The sequence below is a fragment of the Methylobacterium sp. Leaf117 genome, assembly GCF_001422985.1.
Classification (GTDB): domain Bacteria; phylum Pseudomonadota; class Alphaproteobacteria; order Rhizobiales; family Beijerinckiaceae; genus Methylobacterium.
The window spans coordinates 272,405-286,601 of the sequence record NZ_LMNL01000012.1 but is presented as its reverse complement, the minus strand read 5'-3'; the positions used below and the strand labels follow the sequence as shown (position 1 = coordinate 286,601).

Annotated in this window: 13 protein-coding genes; 9 read left to right on the top strand and 4 right to left on the bottom strand. The window is 66.7% G+C overall.

Translation table 11 applies throughout. The annotated features are described in order from the left end of the window. Positions 1-6: 6 nt before the first annotated feature. Positions 7-519, bottom strand: coding sequence for a hypothetical protein (locus tag ASF57_RS08365; RefSeq protein ID WP_056482743.1), 513 nt, complete (start codon positions 517-519; stop codon positions 7-9). A 221-nt stretch (positions 520-740) separates the two neighbouring features. Here ASF57_RS08365 and argC point away from each other — a divergent pair, with 221 nt between their 5' ends. Next, positions 741-1,679 carry an N-acetyl-gamma-glutamyl-phosphate reductase gene (gene argC / locus ASF57_RS08360; RefSeq protein WP_056482739.1) on the top strand — a complete coding sequence of 313 codons (939 nt, stop codon included), beginning with the start codon at positions 741-743 and terminating at the stop codon, positions 1,677-1,679. A gap of 960 nt (positions 1,680-2,639) precedes the next feature. After that, on the top strand, positions 2,640-3,173 hold the full coding sequence (locus tag ASF57_RS08355) for a MucR family transcriptional regulator (RefSeq protein WP_056481885.1): 534 nt from the start codon (positions 2,640-2,642) through the stop codon (positions 3,171-3,173). A gap of 235 nt (positions 3,174-3,408) precedes the next feature. Here the strand turns inward: ASF57_RS08355 and ASF57_RS08350 are convergent, their stop codons facing one another. Then, positions 3,409-4,119 (bottom strand): L,D-transpeptidase, encoded by a 711-nt coding sequence (locus ASF57_RS08350; protein WP_056481882.1) that lies wholly within the window; start codon positions 4,117-4,119, stop codon positions 3,409-3,411. Positions 4,120-4,468: 349 nt separating this feature from the next. After that, entirely contained in the window at positions 4,469-5,779 is a 1,311-nt protein-coding gene (locus tag ASF57_RS08345) for an MFS transporter (protein ID WP_056481879.1), read from the bottom strand. Positions 5,780-6,024: 245 nt separating this feature from the next. Between ASF57_RS08345 and ASF57_RS08340 the strand changes: the two genes are divergently transcribed. After that, positions 6,025-7,200 carry an MFS transporter gene (locus tag ASF57_RS08340; RefSeq protein WP_056481877.1) on the top strand — a complete coding sequence of 392 codons (1,176 nt, stop codon included), beginning with the start codon at positions 6,025-6,027 and terminating at the stop codon, positions 7,198-7,200. A gap of 27 nt (positions 7,201-7,227) precedes the next feature. On the opposite strand, the gene ASF57_RS08335 is transcribed toward ASF57_RS08340, so the two are convergent. Further along, positions 7,228-8,484, bottom strand: coding sequence for a hemolysin family protein (locus ASF57_RS08335; protein WP_056184594.1), 1,257 nt, complete (start codon positions 8,482-8,484; stop codon positions 7,228-7,230). A gap of 204 nt (positions 8,485-8,688) precedes the next feature. Here ASF57_RS08335 and ASF57_RS08330 point away from each other — a divergent pair, with 204 nt between their 5' ends. Genes ASF57_RS08330 through ASF57_RS08305 form a run of 6 tightly spaced genes read left to right on the top strand, consistent with a single transcriptional unit; the run spans position 8,689 to position 14,188 of the window. Beyond that, on the top strand, positions 8,689-9,162 hold the full coding sequence (locus tag ASF57_RS08330) for a glycosyltransferase (protein ID WP_244476866.1): 474 nt from the start codon (positions 8,689-8,691) through the stop codon (positions 9,160-9,162). After that, the gene (locus ASF57_RS08325; RefSeq protein WP_056481871.1) at positions 9,159-10,283 is read left to right on the top strand and encodes a glycosyltransferase; all 1,125 of its coding nucleotides are present in this window, start codon (positions 9,159-9,161) and stop codon (positions 10,281-10,283) included. The genes ASF57_RS08330 and ASF57_RS08325 overlap by 4 nt, the downstream gene beginning before the upstream one ends. Further along, the gene (locus tag ASF57_RS08320; protein ID WP_056481868.1) at positions 10,280-11,386 is read left to right on the top strand and encodes a glycosyltransferase; all 1,107 of its coding nucleotides are present in this window, start codon (positions 10,280-10,282) and stop codon (positions 11,384-11,386) included. Before ASF57_RS08325 ends, ASF57_RS08320 begins: the two co-directional genes overlap by 4 nt. Further along, positions 11,383-12,504 carry a glycosyltransferase gene (locus tag ASF57_RS08315; protein WP_056481866.1) on the top strand — a complete coding sequence of 374 codons (1,122 nt, stop codon included), beginning with the start codon at positions 11,383-11,385 and terminating at the stop codon, positions 12,502-12,504. The genes ASF57_RS08320 and ASF57_RS08315 overlap by 4 nt, the downstream gene beginning before the upstream one ends. Beyond that, the gene (locus ASF57_RS08310; protein ID WP_056481862.1) at positions 12,501-13,604 is read left to right on the top strand and encodes an inositol-3-phosphate synthase; all 1,104 of its coding nucleotides are present in this window, start codon (positions 12,501-12,503) and stop codon (positions 13,602-13,604) included. The genes ASF57_RS08315 and ASF57_RS08310 overlap by 4 nt, the downstream gene beginning before the upstream one ends. Further along, complete coding sequence (locus ASF57_RS08305; RefSeq protein WP_056481859.1) at positions 13,601-14,188, top strand: histidine phosphatase family protein; 588 nt, start codon at positions 13,601-13,603, stop codon at positions 14,186-14,188. Before ASF57_RS08310 ends, ASF57_RS08305 begins: the two co-directional genes overlap by 4 nt. Positions 14,189-14,197: the final 9 nt, after the last annotated feature.

Below are 14,197 nucleotides of genomic sequence, written 5' to 3'. Positions count from 1 at the left end.
GATCGGTCAGGCGTGCAGGGCGTGCTCCAGTTCGCCCTTCGACATCTTCGAGCGGCCGGGAATGTTCTTATCCCGGGCCGCCTTCATCAGGTCCGCCTTGGTCCGGCCTGATCCCGCATGGGTCGATTTCCGTGCCGCGGCGGTCTTCTTCGCGACGTCGGCCGGTTGCTTGGAGAACTGCCTGCCCTTGGCCGAATCGGCCTGCTTCTTCCGGGTCGAGCGGTCGTACTCGGATTTCGACACCGACTCGCGGGCCTTCTTCGGCAGGTAGCGTTCACCGGTCTCGCCGCTCTTCTCGCCGGACTTCGTGTCCCATTCCTCCTCGGTCCACTGCTTCAGGTGGTTGTCCTCGGACTTCTTGCCCTTGTAGCCGCCGCCGGCGTCCTTGTAGGCCTTGGTGGCCGCTTGGGCCTTGCGCGCCGACCATTGGCCCGGCTTGCCGCCCTTGTCCGAGTCCGTAACCTGCTTTTTCACCTTGTCCCAGAGCTTGGGATCGGTCTTTTCCGCGCTGGCTGACATCTGCATGACCTCGATGGAACGTCTCGTCATGCCTCAACCGGTCGGTCGCGCGCCCCGTTCCAGGTCCGGGACCGGGATACACAGGCTTGATCGACTGTCATCATGCGTTAGTCGCGCGGGGGCCAAGACATTGACTTGAGGAAGCGTCCCGGCCACGTCGCTCCGGCAGGTCGGCGCAGGATCATTCCTCAGCGACGCGGCGAGAAGGATGTCAGGTGGCCATGAGCGAGAGCGGCACGGGGCACAAGCCCACGATCTTCATCGACGGCGAGGCCGGAACCACGGGCCTCGGCATCCGCGAGCGCCTCGAGCGCGAGGGCCGCGTCACCCTGAAGAGCATCCCGCATGAGAGCCGCAAGGACGCGGCCGTCAAGCGGACGCTGCTCGAGGCGGTCGACCTCGTCGTCCTGTGCCTGCCCGACGCGGCCGCGAAGGAGACCGTGGCGCTGGCCGACACCCTGCCGGGCGGCGGCCCCCGCATTCTCGATGCCAGCACCGCGCACCGGGTCGATCCGGCCTGGGCCTACGGCTTCGCCGAGTTGGAGCCGGCCCAGGCGCAGGCCATCCGTCAGGCGCGGCGGGTCGCCAATCCGGGCTGCTATCCGACCGGCGCCATCGCGCTGATCCGTCCCCTGGTGGAGGCCGGGATCCTTCCGCCCGATCATCCGGTCAGCATCAATGCGGTCAGCGGCTATAGCGGCGGCGGCAAGAGCATGATCGAGTCCTACGAGGCCGGACAGGGCGAGCCGTTCCTGCTCTACGGCCTCGGCCTCGGGCACAAGCACCTGCCGGAGACGCAGACCTATGCCCGGCTCACCCGCCGGCCGATCTTCATCCCGTCCGTCGGCAACTTCCGCCAGGGCATGCTGGTGAGCGTGCCGCTCCACCTCGACACCTTGCCGGGAGCCCCTCGCGCCGCCGATCTCGAGGCGGCCCTGGTGGCCTATTACGAGGGCCAGGATCTGGTGCGGGTGGTCCCGGCCGACTGCACCGAGAGCATCGAGCCGGAAGCGCTGAACGACACCGACCGCCTTGAATTGCGGGTCTACGGCAACGAGACCCATCGGCAGGCGGTCCTGGTCGCCCGCCTCGACAATCTCGGCAAGGGTGCGTCCGGCGCAGCCGTGCAGAATATCGGGCTGATGCTCGGTCTCGACTGACTCGCGCACGCATCGGCCGTTCCCGATGCCCGCAGGCCCGCGCCGCAGGCCTGCGGGCACACCCGTGCGCGGGATCGTGCCGCCAAGCCACGTTTGACGCGATCGTGATCCGACATCGCGGGCGGCCTCGACGCGTCGAGGCCGCCCGTTCGTCTTGCGCGATACCTCGGGCCGCGCGTTCCGGCCCGACCCGGAGATCGAACCGCCCTCCTGCGTACCGGCGGTCGAAGGTGCACGGGTTCCGCGTGTTGCTGCATTCTCCGTAGGATGCCGGCAGAGTTGCGGTGCAGCACCCAGCATCGCCTCAGTGCTGATCCCTCGCGACGACGGTGTTTGATCAACCATCCGTGAGTGACTCAGCCCGCGCCAAGACGGCGACCGGGCAAAGTCGATGTGCCATCTGGCCAGGATCGATTCCGGCCCGCCGCGTAACGGAATCACTGCGTTCCAAACCAAGCTTTTCTCGTCGCGGCGGCATAAAGACGGTCAGCTTCATTGCGAACACCATAAATTTGTTTTATCGCATGAAACGCAATGTCCAATGTTCTTATTGAGATTCATGGTGAGACCTTCGGGGTAAGGATCGATTTTTCGCGAATTCCTTTGTGGAATAGTCCGCGTCCGGAGCGTGACGATCGACATGCGGACCGGCCTTTCCAGGATCTCCACGCGTCGATCCGAACCGGCCAGTGGTCCTCGGCGCGGCGACGCTGCTTTTCAGCAGGAACGGGACAGGTCGTGCAGGCCCTTCGTCTCCACACGCAGGACACGTGACAGTCTTGTTGGTCAACCGGGGCGCGATTGATCACATCAGTGCAGGCCATGCGCGAAAAATTGACAAATGATCCACAGCGCGCCGAGGGAAAACCTCGCAATCTTTGATACAACATCTTGCTTGCAAAAAGATCTGAGCCTACGCTTCAAGACAACTCCAACAGATATGCAGATCGGTGGCGCCACATGAACGAAACAGACAACGACTCAGCTCGGCTCATCACCCTGGCGGCCGATATCGTCTCGGCCTACGTCAGCAACAATCACGTTCAAAGCGCCGAGTTGCCCAAGCTCCTCAGTGATGTTCATGAGGCGATCCGTGGCGTGACCAACAGCGGCTCGTCCGCTGCCGAAGCCGGCCCGCCGAAGGCGACCCCGCAGGAGATCCGCCGCTCGATCTCGTCGGACTACCTGATCAGCTTCGAGGACGGAAAGCAGTACAAGACCCTGCGCCGACACCTGACCTTGCGTGGACTGACCCCTGAGCAGTATCGCGCCAAGTGGGGCCTGGCGCCCGATTATCCGATGACCTCGGCCAGCTATTCCGAGCAGCGTTCCGAGCTGGCCCGCGCCCTCGGCCTCGGCCAGCAGCGCCGCAAGGGCATCGCCAAGAGCGCGCCGGAAGAGACCGTGACGGCCGAACCCCCGGAGGAGCCCGAGGCCGAGGCCGCTCCCGCAGAGAAGAAGCGTCGCGGTCCCCGCAAGAAGGTCGACGCCTGATCTGACAGATCTCTGCCCGCCCGAGCGGCACGGTGCAGAGATCACGTCGGTCCTCGCCATAACAGACAGGTCGGCTCGAGGGACGCTCGAGCCGGCCTGATCTTTAGGCGGGCCGAATAGCGCGGCCCGTGAAGGTGGGCCGACGCTTCGAATGGAAGCGGACAGATATTCTGGAGTTTGTCAGGGATCCGGGGGAAACCGGTCATCCCGACAGGACAAGCAAAAACGACAGACGCTAGGCCGGCAGCACGACCACCTTCGCCTTCAGCGGCGTACGCGCGTAGAGGTGGATCATGTCCTGCGTGAGCAGGCCGACGCAGCCACTGGTGATGCCGCTGCCGATGGTGTCGGGCTCACTGCTGGCGTAGATCGTGTAGAGCGTATAGGCGCCGTTCTGGTAGAGGTGCAGCGTGCGGGCGCCGAGTGGGTTGTCGAGACCGCCCGGCATGCCGCGGGCATATTGGGCGGCTTCCGGCTGGCGCCGGATCATCTCCTTCGGCGGTGTCCAGGTCGCCCATTCGGATTTGCGGCCGACATAGGCATCCCCGCTCCACAGGAATCCGTCGCGACCGACATTGGCGCCGTATCGCGTGGCGGCGCCGTCCCCCTCGATGCGATAGACATAGAAATTGCGCGGATCGACGACGATCGTGCCGGGTGCCTCCTTCGACTCATACCGAACCGTCCGGCGATAGTATTTCGGATCGACCTTGCTGATGTCGGCCGCCGGAATCGGAAATTTCTCGTCCGGCATCGGTCCGTAGGTCTTCGCTGCCTCGGCGAGGACCATCCCATCGGGTGTCACGCAACCGGCCAACCCCAGGGTTCCAAGGCCGACGGCCGAGCCGACCAGGAACGTGCGGCGGTCGAGAAATCCGGCCCGCTGGGGAGATGGAGCGAGATCCTGCGTCTGGCCGGCATCCGCCCGTCTACCTGTCAGGGTCATGATCTTCGAAGTCCCGGGTCAGTCGGTCCACCCTGCGGGATGGATCGATCGGAAGCGTCGCGGCGTCGCGCGGGTGATGCGTATTGCCAAGCTCAGATTGCTCCGGCCCGGCTGGGCTGACAAGCTTTACTCGGCCTCCGTGGCCCTTGTCCTGTTCGAAGCCCGGCATGTTTCGGGCGATTCTTCCGGATTCCGCATAGCCACCGGCTTTGCACCGGGACTGAAACAGTTGGGCCACAGTATCGTGGTCGCGCGATCCACACCGCATCGCTGCACCCGACGGAGTTGATGCGGATCGGCCGACGCCAGGATCGGCGCGACCGGATCGAAACAGTGCGGGCCTTGCCGGTCATGCCGCCGCGTCGGACTCCATGTCCTTGCCGCGCGTTTCCGGCATCCAGAGGGCCGCGAGAGTTCCGACGATGCTGAAGGCGACGAGATAGTAGGCCGGCGCCAGCTTGTCGCCGGACAGGGCGATGAGCTTGTTCACCAGGTAGTTCGTGCTGCCGCCGAAGATCGAGACCGAAAAGGCGTAGACGATCGAGAGGCCGGCACTGCGCACCGCGCGCGGCAGCGATTCGGGGATCGCCACGATGATGGCCGCCGCATTGATCGAGGAAAGTGCGGAAAGCAGGAAGGTGACGGCGTAGACCGAGGGGCCTGTCGGGTCGCGCACGAGCCAGACGAAGGCCGGCAGGGTCAGCACGACGATAAGGACGCGCGGCCAGATCAACACCGCGCGCCGCCCGATCCGATCGGCGAGCCAGCCGCCGATGAGCGGAAACACGATGGAGGCGAGGCCGAGGGCAATCGGCACCGCCGTCGAGATCGTCTCCGTCAATCCCAGCGTCGCCTGGGCGTAGACCGGCATGTTGGTGCCGATGGCATTGGACACCGTGGAGGCCGCGATGATCAGGAAGGTCAGCGCGAGGAGCCGCCCATGTTCGCGCACCAGACGCCGCACCACGCCGAAGGTCGAGGCTGCGGCGGCGGGATCGGCCCGTTCGCCGGCGGTCTCGGGCAGGTGACTGCGGATGATCAGGCCCACCGGCACCACGCCGATGCCGAGTGCGAACATCACGCGCCAGCCCCAGTCGCCCATCGCGGCATCGCCGACCGCGAAGGTGAGGGCCGAGGCGCAAAGGCCGGCGATCAGGGCCGCGCAGCCCTGGCTGGCGATCTGCCAGCTCGCCACGAAGCCGCGGTGCTTCGGGGGCGCGGCCTCCAGCAGGTAGGCGGTGGAGGGGCCGACCTCGCCGCCGAGAGCGAGCCCCTGGATGAGCCGGCCCACGATGACGATGACCTGTGACCAGCCGCCCAGGGTGGCGTAGCCGGGAGCGGCCGCCAGCATCACCATGCCGATCGCCATGAGCGCGATGGTGATCAGCATGGCGGGCTTGCGCCCGGCCCGGTCGGCGAAGGCCCCGATGAGGATGCCGCCGATGGGCCGCATGACATAGCCGATGCCGAACAGAGCCAGGGAGGCGAGCAAGCTGTCGGTGGCGTTCTGCGAGGGGAAGAAGGTCTCGCCGATCGACTTCGCAAAGAAGGCGTAGATGGTGAAGTCGTAGAATTCGAGGGCATTGCCCAGGACGACGGCCGCCACCGCCTTTCGCTCCAGGACCGGGTGCGGCCCGGTGTTCGTTGCATCCGTGTTCATGGCCGGGTCCCTCGCGTCAGCGTGGCCTATGCCGGCCGCGATGGAGGAGTTCCAGCAGAACTTTCGGATCGCATTCGGCCGACGCTTGGGCTCCCTGACCTCGACGCATCGCTGGTCCGGGCTGCCTCGTGTTAGCCCCTGGATCTGACGTTGCACTGCAGCGATCCGGTCTCGCGCCGTCCCGGTGCAGCCCGATCCCGTGCCCGAATCCCGATTTCACGCCCCGACCCCATCGCAAGGCACCGATGCTGTCCCGCTCCTCGACGTTGTCCCGCCCGATTCTGGCCCTCGCGGCCGCCTCCTTCGGCATCGGCACCACCGAATTCGTCATCATGGGTCTTCTTCCGGATGTGGCGGCGAGCTTCGGCGTCAGCGTTCCGCGCGCCGGCCTGCTGGTCTCCGGCTACGCTCTCGGCGTCGCGGTCGGGGCTCCCATCGTCGCCATCGCCACCGCACGTCTGCCGCGCAAGACCGCCCTGCTCGTCCTGATGGCGGTGTTCCTCCTGGGCAACCTCGGCTGCGCCCTGGCCCCGACCTACGATCTCCTGATGCTGGCCCGCATCGTCACCGCCTTCGCGCACGGTGCCTTCTTCGGCATCGGCGCCGTGGTGGCGAGCAGCCTGGTGCCGCGCGAGCAGCGGGCCCAGGCCGTGGCGCTGATGTTCGCCGGCCTGACGCTCGCCAATGTCCTGGGTGTGCCCTTCGGGACGGCATTGGGCCAGGTCGCCGGCTGGCGCGCCACCTTCTGGGGCGTCCTCGTTCTCGGCGTGGCGGCGGCGGGGGCGATCCTGGCCTTCGTGCCGGGCGGTATGCCGGGCTCGCGCGGCGGCCTTTCCGGCGAATTCCGCTCCCTCCGGCGCTGGCCCGTGCTGCTGCCGATGCTGATCAGCACGCTGGCCTCCGTGAGCCTGTTCACGGTGTTCACCTACATCACCCCGATCCTGGAGGATGTGAGCGGGCTGACACCGACGCAGGTGACCGGAGCCCTGCTGCTGTTCGGAGTCGGCCTGACGGTGGGAAACCTCGCCGGAGGCCGCCTCGCCGACCGGCGCCTGATGGCGACCGTCATCGGCAGCTTCGCGGCCCTGGTGGCCGTTCTGGCGCTGTTCGCCTTCACCGCGCAGGCGGCGATCCCCGCCGTCATCACGCTGCCGATCTGGGGCGCCCTGGTCTTCGCCGTCGTGGCGCCCCTCCAGGTCTGGGTGGTGGAAGCGGCAACCGATGCGCCCAACCTGGCCTCGACCCTGAACCAGGGGGCCTTCAACCTCGGCAATGCCAGCGGTGCGGCCCTCGGCGGGGCTCTTGTCACGGCCGGCTACGGCTATGGCAGCCTGCCCTGGTTCGGCTCCGCCATCGCGCTCCTGGCCCTCGTGCTGACCCTGACGGCCCGGCCGCGCGGGACCCGTCCGGTTCCGGCCTGAGCGCCGGAGCGGGTCGGGACCGGAGCATCAGGTCAGCGGCGTCGCCAGGACCTTGTCGATGCGCCGGCCATCCATGTCGACGACCTCGAAGCGCCAGCCATGCGACTCGAAGTGGTCGCCGGTGCCGGGAATGCGGCCGAGGCGGAAGATCACGAAGCCCGCGAGCGTGGTGAAATCGTCGGAATCCGGGTGCTCGGCGAAGGCGAGACGGTCGAAGGCCTGGGATGCCGGCATCATGCCGTCGATGAGGAGCGAGCCGTCCTCGCGCTCGACCACGTTCGGTTCGTCGCCGACCTCGGGGATGTTGCCGGCGATCGCTTCGAGCAGGTCGGTCTGGGTCACGATGCCTTCGAGGCTGCCGTACTCGTCGACGACCACCGCCATCCGCACGGGCTTGGCCTGGAACGTCTCCAGCACCGCCAGGATCGACATGCTCTCGTGTACGACGATCGGCGGCTGGGTCGCCGCCAGGACGCTGATCGGCTTGCCGTCGAGGAGTTGATTGAGCAGGTCCTGCTTGCGCACCACCCCGACGATCTCGTCGACTTCGCTGCGGCTGACCACCAGCTGGGCATGGTCGCATTCCCGCACCGACCTCAGGATCGCGTCGGGCTCCTCGTCGGCATCGACCCACTCGACCTCGTGTCGCGGGGTCATGATATCGCGCACCCGGCGCTCGCCGATCGAGAAGATGCGCTGGACCGCCTCCTGCTGCGCCTCGCGGATCAGGCCGGCCTCCTGGCTCGCCTGAACCAGCAGGTTGAGCTCGGCGGTGGAGTGGAGCGAGCCTTCGCCGTGCCCGGCCTGCAGGCCGAACAGCCGGACGACGCCGTTGCCGAGGCCGTTGAGGAACAGGATCGCCGGGCGGAACACGAACAGGAATAAGCCGAGGGGCCGCACCACCGCGAGCGCGGTGCGCTCGCTGCGCTGGAGCGCGAGGCTCTTCGGGGCCAACTCGCCGAGCACGATGTGCATCGACGTGATGATGATGAAGGAGATGACCACCGCGATGGTGTGGGCGGCGGTGGTGCCGACCGGCTCCGGCAGGAAGCTCAAGGCCGGCACGATGATGTGCGCCAGCGCCGGCTCGCCGACCCAGCCCAGTGCCAGGGACGAAATGGTGATGCCGAGCTGCGTCGCCGCCAGGTAGGCGTCGAGCTGGTCGGTGGCGCGCTGGAGGGCGGCGGCGTGGGTGCGCCGCTCGGTGACCAGCTCGGCGACCCGACTCTTGCGCACCGAAACCAGGGCGAACTCGGCGGCCACGAAGAAACCGTTGGCGAGCACCAGGGCGAAGACGGCAACGAGGCCCAGCCCGGTCGCCCATGCGTCGTCGAAAATCGTCGTCTCCCCTGGTCAGCGGCGGATCTCTAACAGCTCCGCAGGTGACGGGCCACCGCGATCGCGCACCCGACGATTTTCCCTGTGACCTCGACACGACCCTTCAAAATACAACCGTGCGCCTTCGCGCGCGCGGAGACCCTCGATCAAGTGGCCGCGCGCCTTGACTGGCCGCTCCGCGCGGCCGGCTCGATGGAGAGCCCCGGTGGTGAGCGGGTGGAGGTGATGCACCTCGATTGCCTCGGTCGTCTCGACGATCAGGGCATCGCGGCCCAACTCGGCGAGCGGCCGATCTTCCTGTCGCTGGCGCGGTACGAGCCCTTCGGCCTCGCTGTGCTGGAGGCGGCCAGCGCGGGATGCGCGCTGGTTCTCTCCGATGTCGCGAGTTTTCGTGAGTTGTGGAAGGGAGCCGCGCTGTTCGTCGATCCCGAGGATGCAGAGGGGGCGGCAGCGGCAATCCGGGGGCTGGTCGAAGATCCCGACGAACGTCTCCGTCAGGGTTCTGCAGCCCGCACGCGTTCCAGTTGCTACGGGGTCGACGCGATGACGAGCGGCGTAGTCGCGGTCTTCCGCGGATGTTGGACGGGAACGCCTGTCCGTTCCCTGGCGGGGGCGGCCGCATGAGGATCGCCTACTTCACCCACTCGCTCGCCTCATGCTGGAACCACGGCAATGCCCACTTCCTCCGCGGTGTGCTGCGCGAACTGATGGCCCTTGGGCATGCTGTCGAAGCTTACGAGCCGGAGGGCGCCTGGAGCCTGGAGAACCTGATCCGCGACCATGGATCCTCCGGAATGGAGGCGTATCGCAGGGCTTATCCGGACTTGAACTCGGTGATCTATCCTCAGGTTGGCTCAGTTGTCGATCGCGTTGCGGATGCGGATGTCGTCGTCGTTCACGAATGGAACGCTCCCGAGCTCGCCGCTGCTTTGGGCGCACGGCGCAAAGGCGGAGCTCGCTACACGCTTTTGTTCCATGACACCCATCACCGCGCGGTCAGCGCGCCTGACGAGATGCGTCGCTTCGACCTTTCCGGCTTTGATGGTGTTCTCGCGTTCGGTGAGACATTGGCCTCGGTCTATCGGGACTGGGGATGGGGGCAGCGTGTTTTCGTCTGGCATGAGGCCGCCGACATCCGATTGTTCCATCCTCCAGCCGTCGAAAATGTGCGGGCCGGTTTGATCTGGATCGGTAATTGGGGTGATGACGAACGGAGCGAGGAACTCGAAACCTACCTTTTCGCCCCGGCGAACGATGCTGGCCTCGACCTCGATATCTTTGGCGTCCGCTACCCGGAGCTGGCAATCCGAGCTTTGGAGCGCCACGGCGCGCGCTATCGCGGCTGGGCGCCCAACGCTTTAGCGCCGTCGCTTTTTGCGCAGCACCTCGCCACGATCCATGTGCCGCGTCGCTTCTACGTCCGGCATCTACCAGGTATCCCGACGATCCGTGTCTTCGAGGCGCTGGCCTGCGGTATTCCCCTCGCCTGTGCGCCCTGGGATGACACGGAAGGCCTCTTTCGGCCGGGGACCGATTATCTGGTCGCCCGCGATGGAGCCGCGATGGCGCGTCACCTGACGGCGCTTCGCAAAGACCCGGACTTGCGCGCATCCCTCCGGGCGAACGGCCTCGCCACCATCGCGGCGCGTCACACCTGCGCGCATCGGGCCGCGGAGTTGCTCGGCATCGTCGCGGGCCTGCGCGCACCCGGGATATGCATCGAACCTCTGGAGAGATCCGCATGAAGATCGCCTTCTACGGCTCCAGCCTCCTGTCATCCTACTGGAACGGCGCAGCGACCTATTATCGTGGCCTGCTCAGCGACCTCGCGCGGTATGGCCATCGCATCACCTTCTACGAGCCCGATGCCTTTGATCGCCAGCAGCATCGTGACATCGATCCGCCGCCGTATGCCGAAGTGAAGGTCTATTCTGCCACGCTGGAGGCGATGCGTAGCGTGGCTGCGGAAGCGGCCGGGGCCGATGTCGTGGTCAAGGCGAGCGGCGTCGGAATCTTCGATGACGAGCTTTTACAGGGGGTTATCGCAGCGTCGCGACCGGAGGCAATCCGCATTTTCTGGGACGTTGACGCGCCAGCGACCCTCGCCGAGATGCGCAGCAACCCCGATCACGGGCTGCATCGCGCTATGCCGGAACTCGACCTTGTACTGACCTATGGTGGCGGACCGCCGGTTATCACCGCCTACGAACAGTTTGGCGCGCGCCGCTGCATTCCGATCTACAACGCGCTCGATCCTTCCACGCACCACCCGGTTCCTCCCGAACCGCGCTTTGCCGCAGACCTCGCCTTCCTGGGGAACCGCCTGCCTGACCGCGAGGCGCGGGTCGACGCCTTCTTCCTCGATGCTGCAATCCGGCTGCCGGGTCGACGCTTTCTGCTGGGCGGAAGCGGCTGGGAAAGTCGAGGCCTGCCGACCAATGTGCACCACCTCGGTCATGTCTACACGCGGGAGCACAATGCCTTCAACACGACGCCGCTGGCGGTGTTGAACATCGCCCGCGAAAGCATGGCGGCGGTGGGCTTCTCGCCGGCCACCCGTGTGTTCGAAGCAGCCGGAGCTGGAGCTTGCCTCATTACCGATGCCTGGGACGGGATCGAACTGTTTCTTGAGCCCGACAAGGAGGTACTGGTCGCGCGCGACGGGCGCGAAGTCGCCGAGCACCTTGCGGCTTTGACGCCGGTCCGTGCGCGGCAGATTGGCGAGGGCGCGAAGGCCCGGATCAGCGCCGATCACACCTACGCGCGGCGCGGTTCTGAGGTCGACGCGATCTTGAGAAGCGAGGCTAAGCGGAAGGGCACCCTGACGCCGGCACGGAGCGTCGCGTGAGCCGCCCTCTCCGCCTCGTGGTTCTCGGCCTGAGCCTGTCGTCTTCCTGGGGCAACGGCCATGCCACGACCTACCGCGCTCTTCTGAAAGCCTTTACCGCCCGCGGCAACGACGTGCTGTTCCTGGAACGCGACGTGCCCTGGTACGCGGAGCATCGCGATCTGGCTGAACCAGGTTTCTGCCGCTTCGCGCTCTATCCGGATCTTGCGGCGCTGGAGGAGCACCGGGAGGCGATTGCATCGGCCGATGCGGTCATCGTCGGGTCTTACGTGCCCGACGGCATCGCCATCGGCGACCGGATCTTCGATTGGGCCCGTGGGCTTCGCGCCTTCTACGATATCGACACGCCCGTCACACTGGCACGCCTCGAAGCTGGGGATTGCGCCTACCTCGCTGCACACCAGATCGCGGAGTACGACCTTTATCTGTCCTTCACCGGCGGCCGGACCCTCCGCCTCCTAGAAGAAGCCTATGGCTCACCGATCGCCCGTGCCCTGTACTGCTCCGTCGATCCGCAGGCCTATCCTGCGCTGGAGCGTGAGGTGGTCTACGATCTCTCCTACCTCGGGACCTATAGTCCCGATCGCCAGCCAACGCTGGAGCGCCTGATGATCGAGCCGGCGCGCCGTTCGCTGGACCTCCGTTTCTGCGTCGCCGGGCCGCAATATCCGGATGGGATCGATTGGCCGGCGAACGTCACGCGGATCGCGCACCTGCCTCCTGACCGGCACCCGGCCTTCTACGCGGCAAGCCGCTACACCCTGAACGTCACCCGGGGGGACATGATCCGAGCGGGCTACAGCCCGAGCGTACGTCTGTTCGAGGCGGCCTGTATCGGCACAACCATCATCAGCGACACGTGGGATGGCCTCGACACCATCCTGACGCCGGGCTCCGAGATCATCACGGCGCAGGAGCCTGAGGACGTGCTGTCGATCCTGCGGCTGCAGCCGGAGGCGGTTCGCCGTCGCATCGGCACGGCAGCCCGAACGCGGGTCCTTGCCCGCCACAGCGCCGCGCAACGCGCTGCGGAACTGGAGGCGATCCTACGCGGCGCTATCGCGGCGCGCGTCGTGACGACGGCAGGCCCTGATCTGATGGAGGAGGTCGGCGCATGACCACAGGTTCGATCCGCGTCGGCCTCGTCGGGGTCGGCAATTGCGCCTCATCCTTCGTGCAGGGCCTGCACCATTATCGCGAGGCCGACCCGGCCGAGACCGTGCCGGGGCTCATGAACGTGTCGCTCGGCGGTTATCACGTCCGCGACATTGCAGTGGTGTCGGCCTTCGACGTCAATACCCGCAAGGTGGGACGCGACCTTGCCGATGCGATCGGTGCCCCCCCGAACAACACGATCCGTTTCGCGGAGGTGCCGCCGTCCGGCGTCATGGTGCAACGCGGACCGACCCTCGACGGGCTCGGGCGCTACATGCGCGAGGACATCGTCGAGGCGGAGGATCTCGCCATCGATGTCACGGCCGAACTGGAGCGCACGCGCACGCAGGTGCTGGTCTCCTATCTGCCGGTCGGCTCGCAGGCCGCTACGGAATACTACGCCCAGTGTGCCCTCGATGCCGGCTGCGCCTTCGTGAACTGCATCCCGGTCTTCATCGCCTCAGACCCGGAATGGCGGGGGCGGTTCGAGGCGCGCGGGCTGCCGATCCTCGGCGACGACATCAAGAGTCAGGTCGGCGCGACCATCGTTCACCGGATGCTCGCCAACCTGATGCGCGAGCGCGGGGTGCGTCTCGACCGCACCTACCAGCTCAATTTCGGCGGCAACGCCGATTTCAAGAACATGCTCGAGCGCGAGCGTTTGGAATCGAAGAAGATTTCGAAGACCCGGGCGGTGACCAGCCAGCTCGACGTGCCCCTCGATCCCGACGATATCCATGTCGGTCCGAGCGATCACGTGCCCTGGCTGACGGACCGGAAATGGGCTCAGATCCGCCTGGAAGGCACGGCCTTCGGCGAGGTGCCCCTGTCGATGGAGCTGAAGCTCGAAGTCTGGGATTCTCCGAATTCCGCCGGCATCGTGATCGACGCGGTGCGCTGCGCTCGGCTGGCGCTCGACCGTGGGATCGGCGGGGCACTGATCGGACCTTCGAGCTACTTCATGAAGGCGCCGCCGCAGCAATTTACCGACGCGGAAGCACGGGCACGCACACGCGCTTTCATCGCCGGCGAGCCGGAATCATCCGCCGTGGAGGCGGCGTGACCCGGATCGTCCTGGTCCGCCACGGTAGCCACGATCGGCTGAACCGCATCCTGTGCGGGCGGATGGAGGGCGTTCGTTTGAGCGAGCAGGGCCGGCGCGAGGCGAATCTCGTCAGTGCCGCTCTGACCGGAACCGGGGCGACGGCGCTGCTGTCGAGCCCGCGGGCGCGCACGCTCGAGACGGCGGCGCCCATCGCCAGGACTCTCGAACTGGGCATCGCCGAGGAGCCCGGCCTGGACGAGATCGATTTCGGCGATTGGACCGGCCGGCCCCTGGCCGATCTCGCTGCCGATTCACGCTGGCAGGCCTGGAACACCCGCAGAGCGGACAACCGTCCGCCCGGCGGCGAGAGCATGGGCGAGGCGCAGGTTCGCGCCATGGCGGCCCTGACGGGGCGACCGGAGGGATGCCTGATCGCGGTCAGTCATGGCGACGTCATCCGCGCCGTCCTGCTGCATGTCCTCGGGCTCTCCGTCGCGTCCTATGATCGCCTCGTGGTCGAGCCGGCCTCGATCAGCGTCGTCGAGCTCTGGCCCGGGGGCGGCCGGGTTTACAGCCTCAACGGCACGGCTCACCTGACATGAGGGGTTCGC

Bases quoted from the DNA above. Each gene is read 5' to 3' on its own strand.
- ASF57_RS08365 (WP_056482743.1), bottom strand. From the start codon at position 519: ATGTCAGCCAGCGCGGAAAAGACCGATCCCAAGCTCTGGGACAAGGTG.
- argC (WP_056482739.1), top strand. From the start codon at position 741: ATGAGCGAGAGCGGCACGGGGCACAAGCCCACGATCTTCATCGACGGC.
- ASF57_RS08355 (WP_056481885.1), top strand. From the start codon at position 2,640: ATGAACGAAACAGACAACGACTCAGCTCGGCTCATCACCCTGGCGGCC.
- ASF57_RS08350 (WP_056481882.1), bottom strand. From the start codon at position 4,119: ATGACCCTGACAGGTAGACGGGCGGATGCCGGCCAGACGCAGGATCTC.
- ASF57_RS08345 (WP_056481879.1), bottom strand. From the start codon at position 5,779: ATGAACACGGATGCAACGAACACCGGGCCGCACCCGGTCCTGGAGCGA.
- ASF57_RS08340 (WP_056481877.1), top strand. From the start codon at position 6,025: ATGCTGTCCCGCTCCTCGACGTTGTCCCGCCCGATTCTGGCCCTCGCG.
- ASF57_RS08325 (WP_056481871.1), top strand. From the start codon at position 9,159: ATGAGGATCGCCTACTTCACCCACTCGCTCGCCTCATGCTGGAACCAC.
- ASF57_RS08320 (WP_056481868.1), top strand. From the start codon at position 10,280: ATGAAGATCGCCTTCTACGGCTCCAGCCTCCTGTCATCCTACTGGAAC.
- ASF57_RS08310 (WP_056481862.1), top strand. From the start codon at position 12,501: ATGACCACAGGTTCGATCCGCGTCGGCCTCGTCGGGGTCGGCAATTGC.